The sequence below is a fragment of the Nocardiopsis sp. NPDC006198 genome (assembly GCF_040613895.1).
In the GTDB taxonomy this organism is placed as follows: Bacteria; Actinomycetota; Actinomycetes; order Streptosporangiales; family Streptosporangiaceae; genus Nocardiopsis; species Nocardiopsis tropica.
The window spans coordinates 1-14,355 of sequence record NZ_JBEXSY010000102.1 but is presented as its reverse complement, the minus strand read 5'-3'; the positions used below and the strand labels follow the sequence as shown (position 1 = coordinate 14,355).

Annotated in this window: 12 protein-coding genes; 7 read left to right on the top strand and 5 right to left on the bottom strand. The window is 72.0% G+C overall.

Annotated elements, in window-relative coordinates; genetic code table 11:
* Positions 1 to 149 precede the first annotated feature (149 nt).
* Both ABZ234_RS32925 and ABZ234_RS32920 read right to left on the bottom strand, forming a co-directional pair.
* Positions 150 to 1,388 carry a S8 family serine peptidase gene (locus ABZ234_RS32925; protein ID WP_352982805.1) on the bottom strand — a complete coding sequence of 413 codons (1,239 nt, stop codon included), beginning with the start codon at positions 1,386 to 1,388 and terminating at the stop codon, positions 150 to 152.
* A gap of 339 nt (positions 1,389 to 1,727) precedes the next feature.
* On the bottom strand, positions 1,728 to 2,660 hold the full coding sequence (locus tag ABZ234_RS32920; protein ID WP_355014649.1) for a nitroreductase/quinone reductase family protein: 933 nt from the start codon (positions 2,658 to 2,660) through the stop codon (positions 1,728 to 1,730).
* 466 nt (positions 2,661 to 3,126) lie between these two features.
* Between ABZ234_RS32920 and ABZ234_RS32915 the strand changes: the two genes are divergently transcribed.
* Entirely contained in the window at positions 3,127 to 4,344 is a 1,218-nt protein-coding gene (locus ABZ234_RS32915) for a DUF418 domain-containing protein (RefSeq protein ID WP_355014648.1), read from the top strand.
* 32 nt (positions 4,345 to 4,376) lie between these two features.
* Here ABZ234_RS32915 and ABZ234_RS32910 read toward each other — a convergent pair whose 3' ends face one another.
* Complete coding sequence (locus ABZ234_RS32910) at positions 4,377 to 6,389, bottom strand: serine/threonine-protein kinase (RefSeq protein ID WP_355014647.1); 2,013 nt, start codon at positions 6,387 to 6,389, stop codon at positions 4,377 to 4,379.
* 398 nt (positions 6,390 to 6,787) lie between these two features.
* A complete protein-coding gene (locus ABZ234_RS32905) occupies positions 6,788 to 7,183 on the bottom strand; it encodes a metalloregulator ArsR/SmtB family transcription factor (RefSeq protein WP_267946140.1) in 396 nt (131 codons plus the stop codon).
* Between the two features lie 184 nt (positions 7,184 to 7,367).
* Between ABZ234_RS32905 and ABZ234_RS32900 the strand changes: the two genes are divergently transcribed.
* Entirely contained in the window at positions 7,368 to 8,375 is a 1,008-nt protein-coding gene (locus ABZ234_RS32900) for an LLM class flavin-dependent oxidoreductase (protein WP_267946141.1), read from the top strand.
* 171 nt (positions 8,376 to 8,546) lie between these two features.
* On the opposite strand, the gene ABZ234_RS32895 is transcribed toward ABZ234_RS32900, so the two are convergent.
* Positions 8,547 to 9,728, bottom strand: a complete 1,182-nt coding sequence (locus ABZ234_RS32895; RefSeq protein WP_355014646.1) for a TIGR04222 domain-containing membrane protein — start codon at positions 9,726 to 9,728, stop codon at positions 8,547 to 8,549.
* 474 nt (positions 9,729 to 10,202) lie between these two features.
* Here ABZ234_RS32895 and ABZ234_RS32890 point away from each other — a divergent pair, with 474 nt between their 5' ends.
* The 5 genes from ABZ234_RS32890 to ABZ234_RS32870 form a co-directional block, all read left to right on the top strand.
* On the top strand, positions 10,203 to 10,412 hold the full coding sequence (locus tag ABZ234_RS32890; RefSeq protein WP_344183509.1) for a hypothetical protein: 210 nt from the start codon (positions 10,203 to 10,205) through the stop codon (positions 10,410 to 10,412).
* A gap of 55 nt (positions 10,413 to 10,467) precedes the next feature.
* Entirely contained in the window at positions 10,468 to 11,559 is a 1,092-nt protein-coding gene (locus tag ABZ234_RS32885) for an OmpA family protein (RefSeq protein WP_355014645.1), read from the top strand.
* A 9-nt stretch (positions 11,560 to 11,568) separates the two neighbouring features.
* The gene (locus ABZ234_RS32880; RefSeq protein ID WP_344183505.1) at positions 11,569 to 12,096 is read left to right on the top strand and encodes a hypothetical protein; all 528 of its coding nucleotides are present in this window, start codon (positions 11,569 to 11,571) and stop codon (positions 12,094 to 12,096) included.
* Between the two features lie 42 nt (positions 12,097 to 12,138).
* Positions 12,139 to 12,813, top strand: coding sequence for a hypothetical protein (locus ABZ234_RS32875; protein WP_355014644.1), 675 nt, complete (start codon positions 12,139 to 12,141; stop codon positions 12,811 to 12,813).
* A 300-nt stretch (positions 12,814 to 13,113) separates the two neighbouring features.
* On the top strand, positions 13,114 to 14,355 hold a 1,242-nt coding region (locus tag ABZ234_RS32870), incomplete at its 3' end, for a glycosyltransferase family 4 protein (protein ID WP_355014643.1).

Genomic DNA, 14,355 nt, shown 5'->3' with positions numbered 1-14,355 from the left:
GCCGGGCGATGACCACCAGGTAGCGGCAGGGGGACCGGCCCGGATTGTGGAACTCGCACGGCTCGGGCGGACCCAGCTGGAGGCAGTCCCCCGCCGCCCGGGGTGGGCCGGGCCCTGCCTGCCGCGGTCGGCGGCGGAGGGCCGGCGGGTCACCCGTCGGAGGGGAAGAGGCCGGGGTCGCCCACGTCCAGCAGCGGTTCGTGGATCCCGTCGCCCGAGGTGTCGGTCCAGTCGTGGTTGCCCGCGCCGACGAGGGCGTCGTACAGCGCCAGCACCCCGGCCCGGTCGGTCGGCTTGGCCGGGCCCGCGGCCAGCAGTGCCAGGCCGCCCGCGGCGTGGGGCGAGGCCATCGAGGTACCGCTCATGGACCCGTAGCCGCCACCGGGCATGGTGGAGGTGATGCAGGAGCCGGGCGCGGCGATCTCCACGACCGAGCCGTAGTTGGAGAAGTAGGAGAGGGTGTCGTCGTCGTCACCGGTGCAGCGGAGCGTGCCGCCGGTGCCCCCGGGTGCTCCGTCGGAGTCGGCCATGGAGGAGACCGTCAGGACGTCGGGGTGGTTGGCCGGGAAGAAGTTCGCGGCGTTGGTGGCGCTGTTGCCCGCGGCGACGGCGAAGGCGACGCCGGCGTCGACGGACCCGGCGATGGCCCGGCTGAGCGCCTGGTTGGTGCATCCCTGACAGCCCAGGCTCATGTTGGCCACGGCGACCTGGTCGGCGTTGGCGGCGACGTAGTCCACGCCCGCCGTGATCCCGGCGAGGGAGCCGCTGCCGCCGGAGTTCAGGACCTGCACGCTCCAGATGGCGGCGCCGGGCGCCACGCCCACCACGCCCTCGTCGTTGTCGACTGCGGCGGTGGTGCCCGCCACATGGGTGCCGTGGCCGTTCCCGTCGGCGCCGGTGACGGGGACGCAGGTCCCGCTCGTGCAGTTCACGGCGTCCACGACGTTCAGGTCGGGGTGGCCCGCATCCACACCCGTGTCCAGGACGGCCACGGACACGTCGGGCACGTAGTCGGCCTGGCCGTTGATGGCCAGGCCGGGGTTGTCCGGGGCGAAGGTGCGGGCCACCCCGTCCGGGACGTCCTGCGCGAAGGTGTGCATGACCTGGTCCTCCTGGACGAAGGCCACGTCGGGGTCCTGGAGCAGTGCGGCGGCGTCGGCGGCGGTCATATCGGCCGCGTAGCCGGTGAGCGCGTGCTCGTAGACGCTGCTGGGGTCGTCTCCGTGGCGGTCGGCCACGTCGTCCGGGGAGGCGTCCTCGTCCAGGACGACGATGTAGGTGCGTTCCGCCGTGTCCGTCGTGTCGGGGGCGTCGGCGGCGAGGGCGGGGCTTGCGAGCACGGCCGGCAACAGGGCTGCGGCCGCGAGGACCGCACCGAACTTGCGCATGGTGGGAGGAACCCTTCGGGGAGGGGGCGGGGGATGCGGAGGGTGGCCACCCTGCTTCCATCATGCGCGGCGGCCCGGGCGCGGACAATACGTGGTCACTACGTAACTTCCCGGAGCGGGCGAGGCTACGTAGGGCGTTTCCGCGGACACTGACGGACACCGGCGCGGTGGTTCGTGCCGAACCCCGGATACCGGTCGTGCCGGAGGCAATACGTGTCGTGACCGGTTTCGGGAGCGGCCCCGCTCCCACCGCCACCAGGGGCAACGGCGGTGACAGTGGAAGCGGGTCTCCTCACGACCGATCGCAGGCGGCACACCGCCCACAGTTCCGGACAGCGGCTACGCGGGCCCGCCCGGAGGGAACGGGATGGCGGTCAGGACGGGGAACAGCGCGGACTCCTCGTAGGCCAGGTGCGCCTCCAGTTCCCGCGTCATCCGGTCCAGCTCACGGCGGAAGGCCTCCGGATCGGCGGTCGCCAGGTCGCCGATGAGCGCCTCCAGCTCTCCGCGGATGCGGTCCACGGTGCGGTGTTCCTCCGACAGCCTCCGCAGCGCCTCCTCCAGGTGCGGCTCCGCCTCCGCGAGGCGGGGGAACATCGACTCCTCCCCCGTGTGGTGGTAATGCAGGGACTCGCAGAACGCCAGGCAGTGCTGCCGCAGCTGGAGGTTGAGCCCGAGCACCGGCTCCCCGCCCCCCTCCTGCCCCGCCCGGGCCGCGCGTTCCGCGAGGAAGGTGTCGGCCTCCTCCCGGACGTGCCGGAGCTGGGCGCGCAGCCAGGTGTGGATCTCCACCAACTTCTCGGCGAGGTTGGCGGCCTCGGACGGGGCCGCGAGGCGGTCCCGCTCCAGTGCCACCACCGGCAGGACCCTGGCGGTCCCGGCCTGGTAGTCGCCGTATCCGGGGACCAGGCGCACGACCTCGGCGAACCACCGGTCCCGTTCCGCGCCCTCGGCGGGAACGGCGACGGCGGTGAACTCCTCGGTGCCCAGCTCCACGGTGACCATGGGGTGGGCGAGGACGTTGTGGTACCAGGCGGGGTGGCGGTCGGAGCCGCCTGCCGAGCCGATGACCAGCAGTTTCCCCTCCACTCGGACGAATCCGAGCGGGGTGGTGTGCTCGCGGCCCGATCTGGCGCCCGTGGTGGTGAGGAGCAGCAGGTCTCCGCCCTCGAACATGCCGCCCACGCGGCCGCCGTTGGCGCGGAACTCCTCCACGACCGGGATGTTGAAGTCGCTGACGTGCGGTGCGGTCGGTGCGTACGAATCTGGCACAGGTCTCCTTCGGGGTGTGGGGTGGGCGACCGTCCCCGAGGAACCCGCACACGACCGGCGACGCGCACGGCGGACCGCGCGGCGGGGCACGCCGGCGGGCCGCCCCTGCGCGCGGGCGCACGGAAGGGTCGGGTGGGATGACAGGTGTCCCGGAGGCGACCGGGTGTCGTGGATCTCGGGGAGGTCGCGGTGGATCGACGCGTTCGGGCGTGGCTCAGGCCGACGCCGCGCGGACTCCTAGGCGCGATGCATGGTGGGTGCGCTCACGGTGCTCTCCTCGACGATCAAGGTGCCTCCATGCCCACCGACCGGCCCACTGCTCATGGTCGGGGCACGCGACACGCCGGTGAGCCTACCCCAGGGGGTAGGGCCGGGTCCACCGGAAGAGGTGTGCCTGCCGTATGGGGCCGGGCCTCCCCGGTCCGTAGCTTCGTGGACACACGGATCGAGACGGAGGCGGACCACAGTGAGCCAGGACCCGGGTGCGGCCGGAGCGCCGCCCACCGACCCCGTGCCGACCCCGGTGCGATCCCTCGCGCCGGACCTGGCACGGGGTTTCATGCTGCTGTTCATCGCCCTGGTGAACGCCCAGTTCTTCCTGGTCGGACCGGATCCCGTCCGGACCTTCGGCGACCAGGCCGTGGCGGTCCTCCAGCTCACCCTGGTGAACGCCCGCGCCATCCCCCTGTTCGCGTTCCTGTTCGGGTACGGGGCGGTTCTGATCATGCGCAGGGTCCGTGCCGGCGGGGGCGGGTGGATCCACGTCCGCAGGCTGCTGCGGCGGCGCGGCTGGGTGATGCTGGCAATCGGGGCGGCGCACGGCGTCCTGCTGCTGCCGGTGGACATCGTCGGCGCCTACGGGCTGGCGCTGCTGCTGTTCGTGGGGCTGACGCGGGCGCGCGATGCCGTCTTGCTGTGGACCGCGGGCCTGTTCGCGGCCGGGGCGACCGCACTGAACACCGCGTTGACCGTGGCGCTGGCCGGTGCGGGCGAGGAGACCTCGATCGCCGCGCCGTCGCTGACCGAGGCCGGCTTCCTCGCCGCCTCGGCCGAACGGTTCCGGGAATGGCTGCTGTACACACCGGTCACGATGCTGACCGTCGCCATGCCGATGATCGCCCTGGGCATCTGGGCGGCGCGTCGCCGGATCCTGGAGGAGCCGGGGGCGCACCGCGCGCTGCTGGTCCGCACGGCCGTGCTCGGTCTCGGCGCGGCCGTCGCCGCAGGGCTGCCGAGCGCTCTGGTGTACGCGGAGCTGGTTCCCCCGGGGGCGCCCCTGGCACAGGCCCTGCTGGAGCTCCTGCACGATGCCGTCGGCTGGTTCGGCGGTCTGGGCTGGGCGGCGCTGTTCGCCCTTCTCGCGGTCCGCTGGGAAGGACGGCGCGGGGCCACCGGGTCCGACGTTCCGTACGGCCCGGCGGTGACGGCCGTGTCCGCGGTCGGTCAGCGGTCGCTGACCTGCTACCTGGCGCAGTCGGTGGTGTTCACCCTGGTGTTCGCGCCCTACGGCGCGGGGCTGGGGACGACCCTCGGCACGGCCGGGGCCGCGGCGGTCGCGGTCGCCACGTGGCTGGCCACGGTGGTCCTGGCGGAGGTGCTGCGCAGGGCGGGGCGCCGGGGCCCCGCGGAGGCGGTGCTGCGCCGTGTGACCTACGCGGGGAGCTCCCACTCCCCCTCCCCCTGAGGAGGCGGGCCCGGGCGCGGCGGCCTCATCGGTCAGTGGGCGATCGGCGAGGGGGCCTCGGCCCCCGGGGGCAGCACCTCGGCGGGGTCGGGGACGCGCAGGTCAGGTCGGCCGTTCAGCTCCACGAACGTGTACTGCGTGTACCACCGCTCCACCGGGACGGCGGGGGCCAGGAGCGACGGCGGCACCTCCTGTGAGACGGGGCGCCCGTTGAGGACGGGGCCGCCGTCCGCGGCGCCCTCCGTGGCGAAGGACAGCGGGACGCCGTCCTCCGTGGCGACGAGCGTGAACCGTGTCGCCTCCCGCGCGTCCGCGTCGGAGGTACGGAAGTCCCCCTCCACCCGGACGGCGGGCACCTCCTCGGGCACACCGCCCGCGAGGTGCCCGTAGGCGTCCTCCGCGGGCGCGGGCGCCCTGAAGACCGTCTCGGCCTCTCCGGTGACCGTGCCGGCCTCCGCCGCGCGGACGAGCGGCCCGACCACCCCCTCCGGGCTGAACGTGGCGGCCGGCACGGGCCCGGACCCGACCCGGTACCAGGTGGGGGCGCCGTCCCAGGCGGTGCCCTCCCCGCGCAGCAGCTCCCCGTCCACCACCATCAGGTCGCTGGTGCGCGACCCGCTGACGGTGCTGCTCCAGCGGAGTGCGTCCGGGGACCCGGACCGGCGCAGTACCCGGTCGAACAGGGTCGGGACGGTACCGGTGTCGGCGGGAAGGGGCTGGCCGAAACCCTCGCCGTTCCCCGCGTGCGTGAGCACGGTGAGCTCGAAGGACTCCGCGGCCAGGAACGTGTCCAGCGACGCCGCCACCAGGTCCGCCCCGGAGAGCCGCGCGGACCCCTCCGGCTCCGCCCCTGCGCCGCCCCCGCCTTCCGGCGCGGCGGTGTCCTCCCCCTCGGCCAGGGTGTCCAGGAACAGGTACCCGCCGCCGAGCGCCGCACCGGCGAACACTCCCGCGGCGACCGTGAGGGCGAGGAGCCCGCCCGGCCGCCCCCGGCGCAGGAGGGTGCCGGCGGTGCGCCCGGCGCCTGCGTCCCGCGCGCCCTCCCGGGCCGGGCCGGCGGGACCGCGGTGCGGCCGGACCGCCCCCGGGCCCTGTTCCGCCAGGGCCCGGGCGGCGTCGGTCCACCGCCCGGGCCGGTGCCAGTCCGTGTCGACCGGCGGCCAGTGGGCGTGGACGAGGCCGCGCAGGCGGTCGGCCCACACCTCGCGGGTGGCGTCGTCCTCGACCCCCGCGAGCAGCAGGCACTCCAGGTACGCCTCCTCCGACGAGGGCCGTCGCCCGGGGTCCGGCGACAGTGCGCGGCTCAGCAGGTCGCGCAGCCCCTCGGGTACGGCGGACAGGTCGACGGACCCCTCGCGGGCGCGACGGGCGGCCTCTGCGAGGGGCTCGCCCCCTCCGGAGGGGGGTCGGCCGGTCGCGGCGAACGCCACCAGGCACGCCCACGAGAACATGTCCGAGGCGGGGTCGGGACGGGCGCCCGCGCAGCGCTCCGGGGCGAGCCACCCGGGGCCGCCCCCGGGCGTCAGCGCCTCGGCGTCGTCCGACAGGCGCGCGATCCCGTGGTCGATCAACCGCGGGCCGCCGGGGGCAACGACGACGTTGGCGGGCCTGACGTCACCGTGGGGCACGCCCGCCGCGTGGACCGACGCGAGGGCCTCCGCGGTCCCCGCCGCCAGGACGAGGAGCGCGCCTCCGGACAGCGGGCCGCTGTTCTCCACGTGGCGGGCGAGGCCGGTCCCGGGCACGTAGGGGGTCGCCGACCACGGTCGGGAGCCCAGGTTCCCGCTGTCCGCGACCCTCACGCAGCACACGCCGCGTTTCCCCCGGACCACCGCGGCGGCGCTCCGCGCCCCTGCGGCCGGGGCCCGCGGGTGGACGAGCTTGAGCGCGACGGGCTCCCCGTCCGGCGACACGGCCGCGTGGACGGTGCCCGTGCCGTCGCGGCCGAGCCGGCCGATCAGCCGGTGGCCGCCGACCGTCTCCGGGTCGTCGCCGGCGAGGGGGCGGACGTGCGGTGGGAGGGGAGTAGACGGGGTGGGTGCCATGGGGGGAACGCTTTCGACTCTCCTGGGCCGTCGGCGCGGTGTCCGACCCGTCCAGCTACGACCCATGGGTACGGGAATCTCCTGGATACAGAGCGTACATTCCCGAACGCACCCGGGAACCTCCCCGGTCTCCTCCCGCGGCCCGGGGAACGGGGAGCACGGGCCACCGCGCCGGGCCCACGGCCCGACAGCCCCCCAGGGGGACGGACGACGGTGCGCCGCCCCGGCGGCGGGGAGCCGGACCTCGAACGGGACCGGCCCGCCGGAGGCGGAGGAGCACGGAGGGCTCCATTGCAGCCGGGCGCAACCCCTGACAGGGGCCACCGCCGTCGCCTACTGTGTGAACGCGGCGCCCGGCCACGGCTTCCGTCCGGCCGTGACTGGGCGCTGACCTGCTCTCATGTGGCCGCTGGGACCGATGAACCCTCGGTTGCCCCGTGCTTCTCCGGGGACGCGGGTTCCTCCGACTCCCTGGCGAGAGCGGTGTCCCGGCACTCCAGCACCGACTCCAGCAGCCCCGGGAAGCGCCCCTCCAGCTCCGCGTCGCGCAGGGAGATGAAGCACCGCGTGCCCTCGGTGCGGTTCTGCACCAGGCCGGCGTTGCGCAGGATCTTCAGGTGGTGGCTCAGCGTGGACTGGGCGATGGGGAGGTCGATGTCCTTCCACGCCCGCTCACCCTCCATCGCCGCGAGCATCCGCACGATCCGCAACCGGGTCGGCTCGGCAAGCGCGGAGAGCACCGTCACCAGCTCCACGTCGTTGAGGGCGGGGTGCTCCTGCTCCCTGGGAGCCAAGGCGGTCCTCCTCGTACGGGGCCTGGCCGACGGCCAGACGGGATTTGGCTCATGGACAGTCGCGAGTGTACCTTCGTAATTCGATGTTCGTCGAACATCGAACGCGCAGACAGGCTGGGGTCACCGACCCTCCCGCCCCGGCCCTGCCGCAGGAACCGCTACGCAGCAGGGGAAGAGGGCAACCATGTCCACCATCGCGCTGTCCGTGCTCGACCACGCCAGCATCGCCGAGGGGTCCACCCCCGGCCAGGCGCTCCGCTCCGCCCGGGAACTCGCCCAGCACGCGGAACGCGCGGGCTACACCCGCTTCTGGCTCTCCGAACACCACAACATGCAGGCCATCGCCAGCGCCGCCACGTCGGTCTCGCTGGGGTTCATCGCCGAGGGCACGACGAGCATCAGGGTCGGCGCCGGCGGCATCATGCTCCCCAACCACTCGCCGCTCGTCATCGCCGAGCAGTTCGGCACCCTGGAGTCGCTCTACCCGGGACGCGTCGACCTCGGCCTGGGCCGCGCGCCCGGCACCGACCCGCGCACGATGGCGGCGCTGCGCCGCGACCACAGCGCCTCCTCGACGTTCCCCAGCGACGTCCAGGAGCTCCAGGCGTTCTTCGAGCCCGCAGAACCCGGCCAGCCGGTCCGCGCCGTTCCCGGCGAGGGGCTCCGGGTCCCCCTGTGGATCCTCGGTTCCAGTCTCTTCGGCGCCCAGCTCGGCGCCCAGCTCGGCCTGCCGTACGCGTTCGCCTCGCACTTCGCCCCCGACGCCCTGTACGAGGCGCTCAAGGCCTACCGTGCGGGTTTCCGGCCCTCCGCCCAACTGGAGAAGCCCTACGTCATGGCCGGGGTGAATGCCTTCGTCGCCGACACCGACGAGGAGGCCCGCCGGCTGTTCACCACCATGCAGCAGGCGTTCCTCGGCACCCTGCGCGGCGCCCGCGGGCGCCTGCGCCCGCCGGTCGAGAGCCTCGACACGGCATGGCGTCCCGGCGAGAAGGAACGACTGGACCACATGCTTCGTTACTCGTTCGTGGGCTCCCCCGAAACCGTCCGTGAGAAGCTCGAACTGTTCGTCGCTGACACGGGTGTGGACGAGCTGATGGTGTCGTCGATGATCTACGACCAGTCGGCCCGCCTGCGCTCGTTCGAGCTGCTCGCGGAGGTGGCCGAACTCCGGCGTCCGGAACAGGGCTGACCCACACCCAACCCGGGAACCGGTCAAGGGTGGCGGCGCCGAACTGTAGGCAGGCAGTGGCGCCGTCTTCCCGGTGAGGGCGGGCCGGGCAGGGCTCCAGCGGAGCCCGGCCCGGCCACGGTCCCCCCGCACATCGGCCCGGAACCCGCCGCCGGTCCGCGGCCGGCGGGCTCAGTCGCCCCCGCCGCCACCCCCGCCGCCGTCTCCTCCGCCGCCGGAGTCACCGCTGCCGCCGCCCCAGCCGCCACTGCCCCAGCCGCCGCCGGATCCGCTGCCTCCGGATCCGTCGAAACCGCCGTTCCAGCCGTCACCGCCTGAGCCGCCGCCGAAGGTGCTGTCGGAGCCGCCGCTCTCGGAGGTGCCGCCCTGGCAGAGGTCGGCGAACTCGCAGAGGCTGTCCTGGTCGATGACGCCACCGCCGCCGCCCGCGTCACCCCCACCCCCCGACACAGCGTTGGCCGCGGTGAGGTCCGGGCTGATGGCCGGCGATCCGTCCTCGGACACCGCCCTGCTGGAGCTCCGATCGCGGCCACCGGCCCGCAGCGCCCGGAAACCGGTGACCGCCGTGCGGCGAACCGCCTGGTCCCGGGTCATCTCGGCCGTGGTCAGGGCCGTGGTGTTCCCGTAGCGCTCCCGGGCCCGCGAGACGACCTCGTCGCCCGCCGCGGTGTTGGGAAGGACGGCCGGGCCGCCTGTCGCGGCCAGGACCGCCTGTGCGGCGACCAGGAGGGCCGAGGCCGCGAGGCCGCCCGCCAGGGCTGCCAGCCCCGGGTTCGTCGGCTCCAGCAGGAAGAACGTTCCCGCTCCCACCGCGGCGACCAGCAGCGAGAGGATCCTCCCCCCGCGGATGACCCTCGGGAGCCCCGCCCGCCGCTCCAGGATCGCGCGGACCTCCGGGGTGTCGACGATCAGCCCGGACCCGGCCAGGTCCCGTCTGATCTGCTCCACGCCGCGGCCCGTCACCACGCGGCGCACCATCTCCCGGGCGCTGACCCCGACGCGCTTCTTGAACGCCTTCACCAGGACGCGCCGTGTGGGGTCCTTCTCGTGCGCGTAGGGGACGCCGGGTCCCACGAGGGTGAAGAACCCCCTGGCGGCCTGGCTCCGGATGCGGTCGCCCAGGAACGCGTCCACGACCGCCGTCTCCCCCACCCGCACCGGTCCCCCGGCGAGGAAGGCCAGCTCGTTCGGGCTCAGCTCGTCGGGGTCGGGGGCCGGGACCGGTCCCGGGCTCCTGCGGAGAGCGGCCCGGAGGTCGAGATGGCCGCGAACGACCCGCAGAAGCGGGACGCCTCCGACCAGGAGGCCCGCGGCCGCCCCCAGAACCAGGAAGAGAATAGAACTGCCGTCCATCCCCGCCGCCTTTCCGCGTCGGTGTCGGGATCACGCTCCCTCCGGCCGTCCCGGCCGGAACGGCCCACCCATCCAACACCACGGCGATATCGCGGACGCGGGGTGGCCTGGCATTACACCCCCGGCCATGACATCCCGGCGAACCGCGTGCCATCATGGTCACTCGACGAGCACCGATCGTGACCTCCCTGGCAGCGCGGACGTGAACCACCGACTCCCCGGTTACCGGCATCCACCTGGGCCGACATCGAGCCCTGTGGAAAGCGTGTGGCCCCGTGCCCCGGAGGGCATCCTGAAGAAAGATGGCCACATCCGGCCAGGACGCAGGGCGGCACCCGAGCCCGTGTCGGATAGTGGTTCCCCAGGGTCACTCAGAACCCGCACGCACACCCCCGGTGGACCCCCGCCTCGGTTCACCGGCGCAGAGCCGCACCCCGGCGGCGCCCTCAGCCCTTCCCGCAAGGAGTCAGTTCCGTGAACAGTCCCAACAGGTTCTGGGTGACGCTCAGCACCTACCTGGCGCCCCCCTCCGAGAGGCAGGACGAGGGTGCGGGGATCGTCGAATACGCCGCCATCCTCATCCTCGTCGCGGCCATCGCCGTCGGTGTGTTCGCACTCGGAATTCCAGAGAACATCAGCGGGGCTGTCGGGACCGCCGTTTCCGATATTCTCAGTGGGCCCTGACGTGCGCAACGTCGCTCTTTTCCGACAAGGACGCACAGGGGACCGAGATCTGCACATGAAAACCGACCGGGCGAGTGGAAGCAAGAATTCCCGTGCCCCCAGACCTCACACCTTCTTCCGGGAGACCGGGTCCACGTTCCTCAGTCGCGGTACCGCTACCTCTCTTCTGCTCCTCACCATCACCGGATGTGTAGTAGCCCCGGAGTCAACCGAAACCAGCAACGGAAGCAGCGACAACCCCGACTTGCCCGCTTCCCAGCCCTCCGAACCCGGTGATCGAGAAGACGTCCAACCCATCGCAAGCAGCACAACCACGGCCACAGACCCCGGAAGCGAACTCCAGATAGACGTGTTCGCGCTCGAGAGGCTCGAGAACAACCTCGTCAGACTCGAACTCGGGGTCACGAACAACTCTTCCGAGAGCTTCTCCCTCGTCGACGGCCTCTCCCAGGAAGGCGACCAGAACACAGCGAGTCACGTATCGCTCATCGATTCCGAAAACCAGAAGCGATACCTGAGCTATGACCAAAGCAACGGAAAATGCTTCTGCTCTCCTCCCGTAGAGGGTTCCCTTCAGGCAGGCGAGACGGTCGACATGTGGGTCATCTACCCGGAACCCCCACCGGAACTGGAATCCATGACGATCGTCACTGCCTTGGCGCCCCCCTTGCTCGACGTGCCCTTGGGGTACGCATCGGAGAGCATCGAGAACGAGGGCCTCGCAGAGCCCGAGATCCTGGACCTCACCATGATCTCGGACAACCTGGAGGACCAGACGGGTCGCACAGAGAGCGGGGACGAGGTCAGCATCATCCTCTCCTCGGACGTCTTGTTCGAGACGAACAGTGCGACCCTCAGCCCCGAAGCAGAGGAAATCCTCGAGCAAGTCGCGACCGAGATCGACGATGCCACCTCGGCGACGGTGAATATTGACGGCCACGCGGACAATACCGGCAACGATTCCATCAACCTTCCGCTTTCCGAGGAACGAGCAGAAGCAGTGGAGTCAACACTGAGCGAACTGGTCACCAGGAACGGCATTTCCTACGAGAGCGAAGGACACGGCTCAAGCGACCCCATCGCCGACAACAGTTCCGAAGAAGGACGAGAGCGCAACCGCCGAGTCAGTGTTACCTTCGAAAAGTAGGAGACAGCCTTGAGGAGAATAAATCGATCCGCCAGGCTTCTGGCACTGACCGCTTCCACCTTCCTTGCCGTTTCCACCGGCATCACCGGGGCATCTGCATCTCCCCGCGCCAGCGATCTTGATTCACTAGGAACGTCCGAGGGGAACGAAACAGAGTCCTCCGGGCTCATCGCCGAAGTCAACCAAGTGGAAACCAACGAATCGGGAAATATTCTCTCCGTCACCTGGAGCATCGAGAACCAGGGTTCGGAACGGGTGGTGCTCACCTGGCTGTACGGTCGCACCTACACCTACTCCGGAGCCAACTTCTCTGGTGTCACGGTAGCGAGCAACGAGGGGGCCTCCCGACATCACCCGGTGATGGACGGCATGGGTGAGTGCCTGTGCTCAGGAAACAACTCCTCCTCCTTCAAAGAACGCCTGGAGGCCGGAGACAAGGTCTCCTACTGGTCCATGTTCTCGGTGCCGGGTGACGTCGAGTCGGTGACGATCGAGATCCCCGGATTCGAGCCCATCGAAGATGTTCCGATTTCCTGACCCCTGTTCCGTTCCCTTTCCGGACACCCGTAGGAGACGGCGTTGCCCACCCCCCACCGCCCCGCCCCCGGAGGCAGCCGACGGCCCTCCCCCAGCGGACCGCCCGGACGCTCGGGCGCACGCCACGGGCCGCCTCGCGTGCGGGCCCGGATCGAACGCGCCTCCCGTTGGTTCCGTCCGGCACGAAGATCCGGACAGGACGGGGGCGCGGCTCTCGTCGAGCTCGCGGCGGTCACCGTACTGGCCGCGGCGATCATGGTCTCGGTGTACCAGCTCGAACTGAGCCAGACCTTCAACAGCGGGGTCCGGCAGATGGTCTGTCTGGTCGAGGGGCCCGACTGCGGCGACGAGACGTGGGTCGACGCCGACCGTCCGGAGGAACCCGAGCAGTACGAGTGGAGCGGCGACGACCCCACCTCCACCGAGAACCAGAGCCTCGCCATGCGCATGTCCGCTGACGCCGGGTGGACCGACGGCGAATGGCAGTGCCTGAGCAACCTGTGGGGCACCATCTCCAGCTGGGACCACACCGTCGTCGACAGCGAGACGGGCAACAGCGGCATCGCCGGGTTCAACCCGGCCAGGCACGGCTCGATGCCCGCCGGTTACATGGAGAGCCCGTCGGCGCAGATCTCCTGGGGGATCGGCTACATCGCTGCCGCCTACGACTCGCCCTGCGGCGCCTTCGCTCAGTGGGAGGGTTCCGGCACCTACTGAACCCGCCCTCGGCGCGTCTCCGCCGAGACCAGCGCCCCGTGCGCCGCCCCCGCCCTCCGGGGGACGGCGCCTTTCTCATTCCCCGGACGACCCCTGGTGTGCGCAAAAGCCGCACATTGACCGGCAAACCTTCAGGCAGTAATCCGACATAAAGTACTTTCTACTTGGACAGGACCCATAGCCTGAGCGTTCATTCCCCACGCCTTTCCCTGCCGGGGGGCTCGGATCGGCGTGGTCGACGGGGGTCGGCGCCTTCCCGCGCGAGAGAACGCCGAGCGGCGCCGGAAACACGGGGGGCCAGTGAAGATCGCCTATCTGATCAACGACATGTACGGCATCGGCGGCACCGTCCGTACCGTCGCCAACCAGGCGGCGGCGCTGTCGGCACGGCACGAGGTCGAGATCGTCTCGGTGTTCCGGCACCGCGCCGAGCCCGCCCTGCCCGTGCCGTCCGGGGTGCGCCTGCGGCCCCTCGTCGACGTGCGCAAGGACAGGCGGGGCCCCGGCGCCGGGGCGGAGGGGCGCCCCCTGTACGAGGGGTCCGAGCGGGCCGGGCTCCCGCCTGAGCTGTTCCCGCAGGAGGACACCCGGGGGTCCACGCACAGTCGGCTCACGGACGACCGGTTGGAGGAGTACCTGGCCACCACGGACGCCGACGTGGTCGTGGGGACCCGGCCCGGTCTGAACGTCGTGATCGCCCGCGCCGCCCCGAGCCGGGTGGTGAAGGTGGGCCAGGAGCACCTGACCTACGACCAGCACTCCGAACCGCTGCGCCGGGTGATGGAGGCCGAGTACCCCCGCCTGGACGCGTTCGTGACGGTGACCGAGGCCGACGCGCGCACCTACGCGGAGCGCATGCCGATGCCGGGGGTCCGGGTGCTGTCCATCCCGAACTCGGTGCCCGCCCCGCCGTTCACCGCCAACGGCCACAACACGCGGACGATCGTGGCCGCCGGGCGGCTGGCGCCGAGCAAGCGGCACGACCTGTTGGTGGAGGCGTTCTCCATGGTCGGCGACGAGTTCCCCGAATGGACACTGCGCATCTACGGGCGCGGCGACAAGCGTGCGTCGCTGGTCCGGCTGGTGCGTTCGCTGGGCCTCCAGGACCGCGTGTGGCTCATGGGGCCGCACCCGCGGGTGGAGGAGGCCTGGGCCCAGGGCGCGTTCGCCGCGGTCACCTCCAGCGAGGAGCCGTTCGGGATGACCATCGTGGAGGCCATGCGGTCGGGGCTGCCCGTGGTGAGCACCGACTGCCCGCACGGGCCGGCGTCGATCATCCGCGACCGCGAGGACGGGCTGCTGGTGCCCAACCGGTCGGCCCAGGGCATCGCCGAGGGGTTGTCCACACTGATGGCCGACGACGGCCTCCGCCGCCGGATGTCCGCGGCGGCCCTCCTGGGTTCCGAGCGGTTCGACCCGGCCAACGTCGTGCGCCTGCACGAGGAGCTGTTCTGGGCGCCCCTGCACATCTCCCGTGCCGCGCTCGGCCCGCTGGAGAGGACCGGGGGACGCCTCGTCACCATCACCTCGATCGGCGGCCAC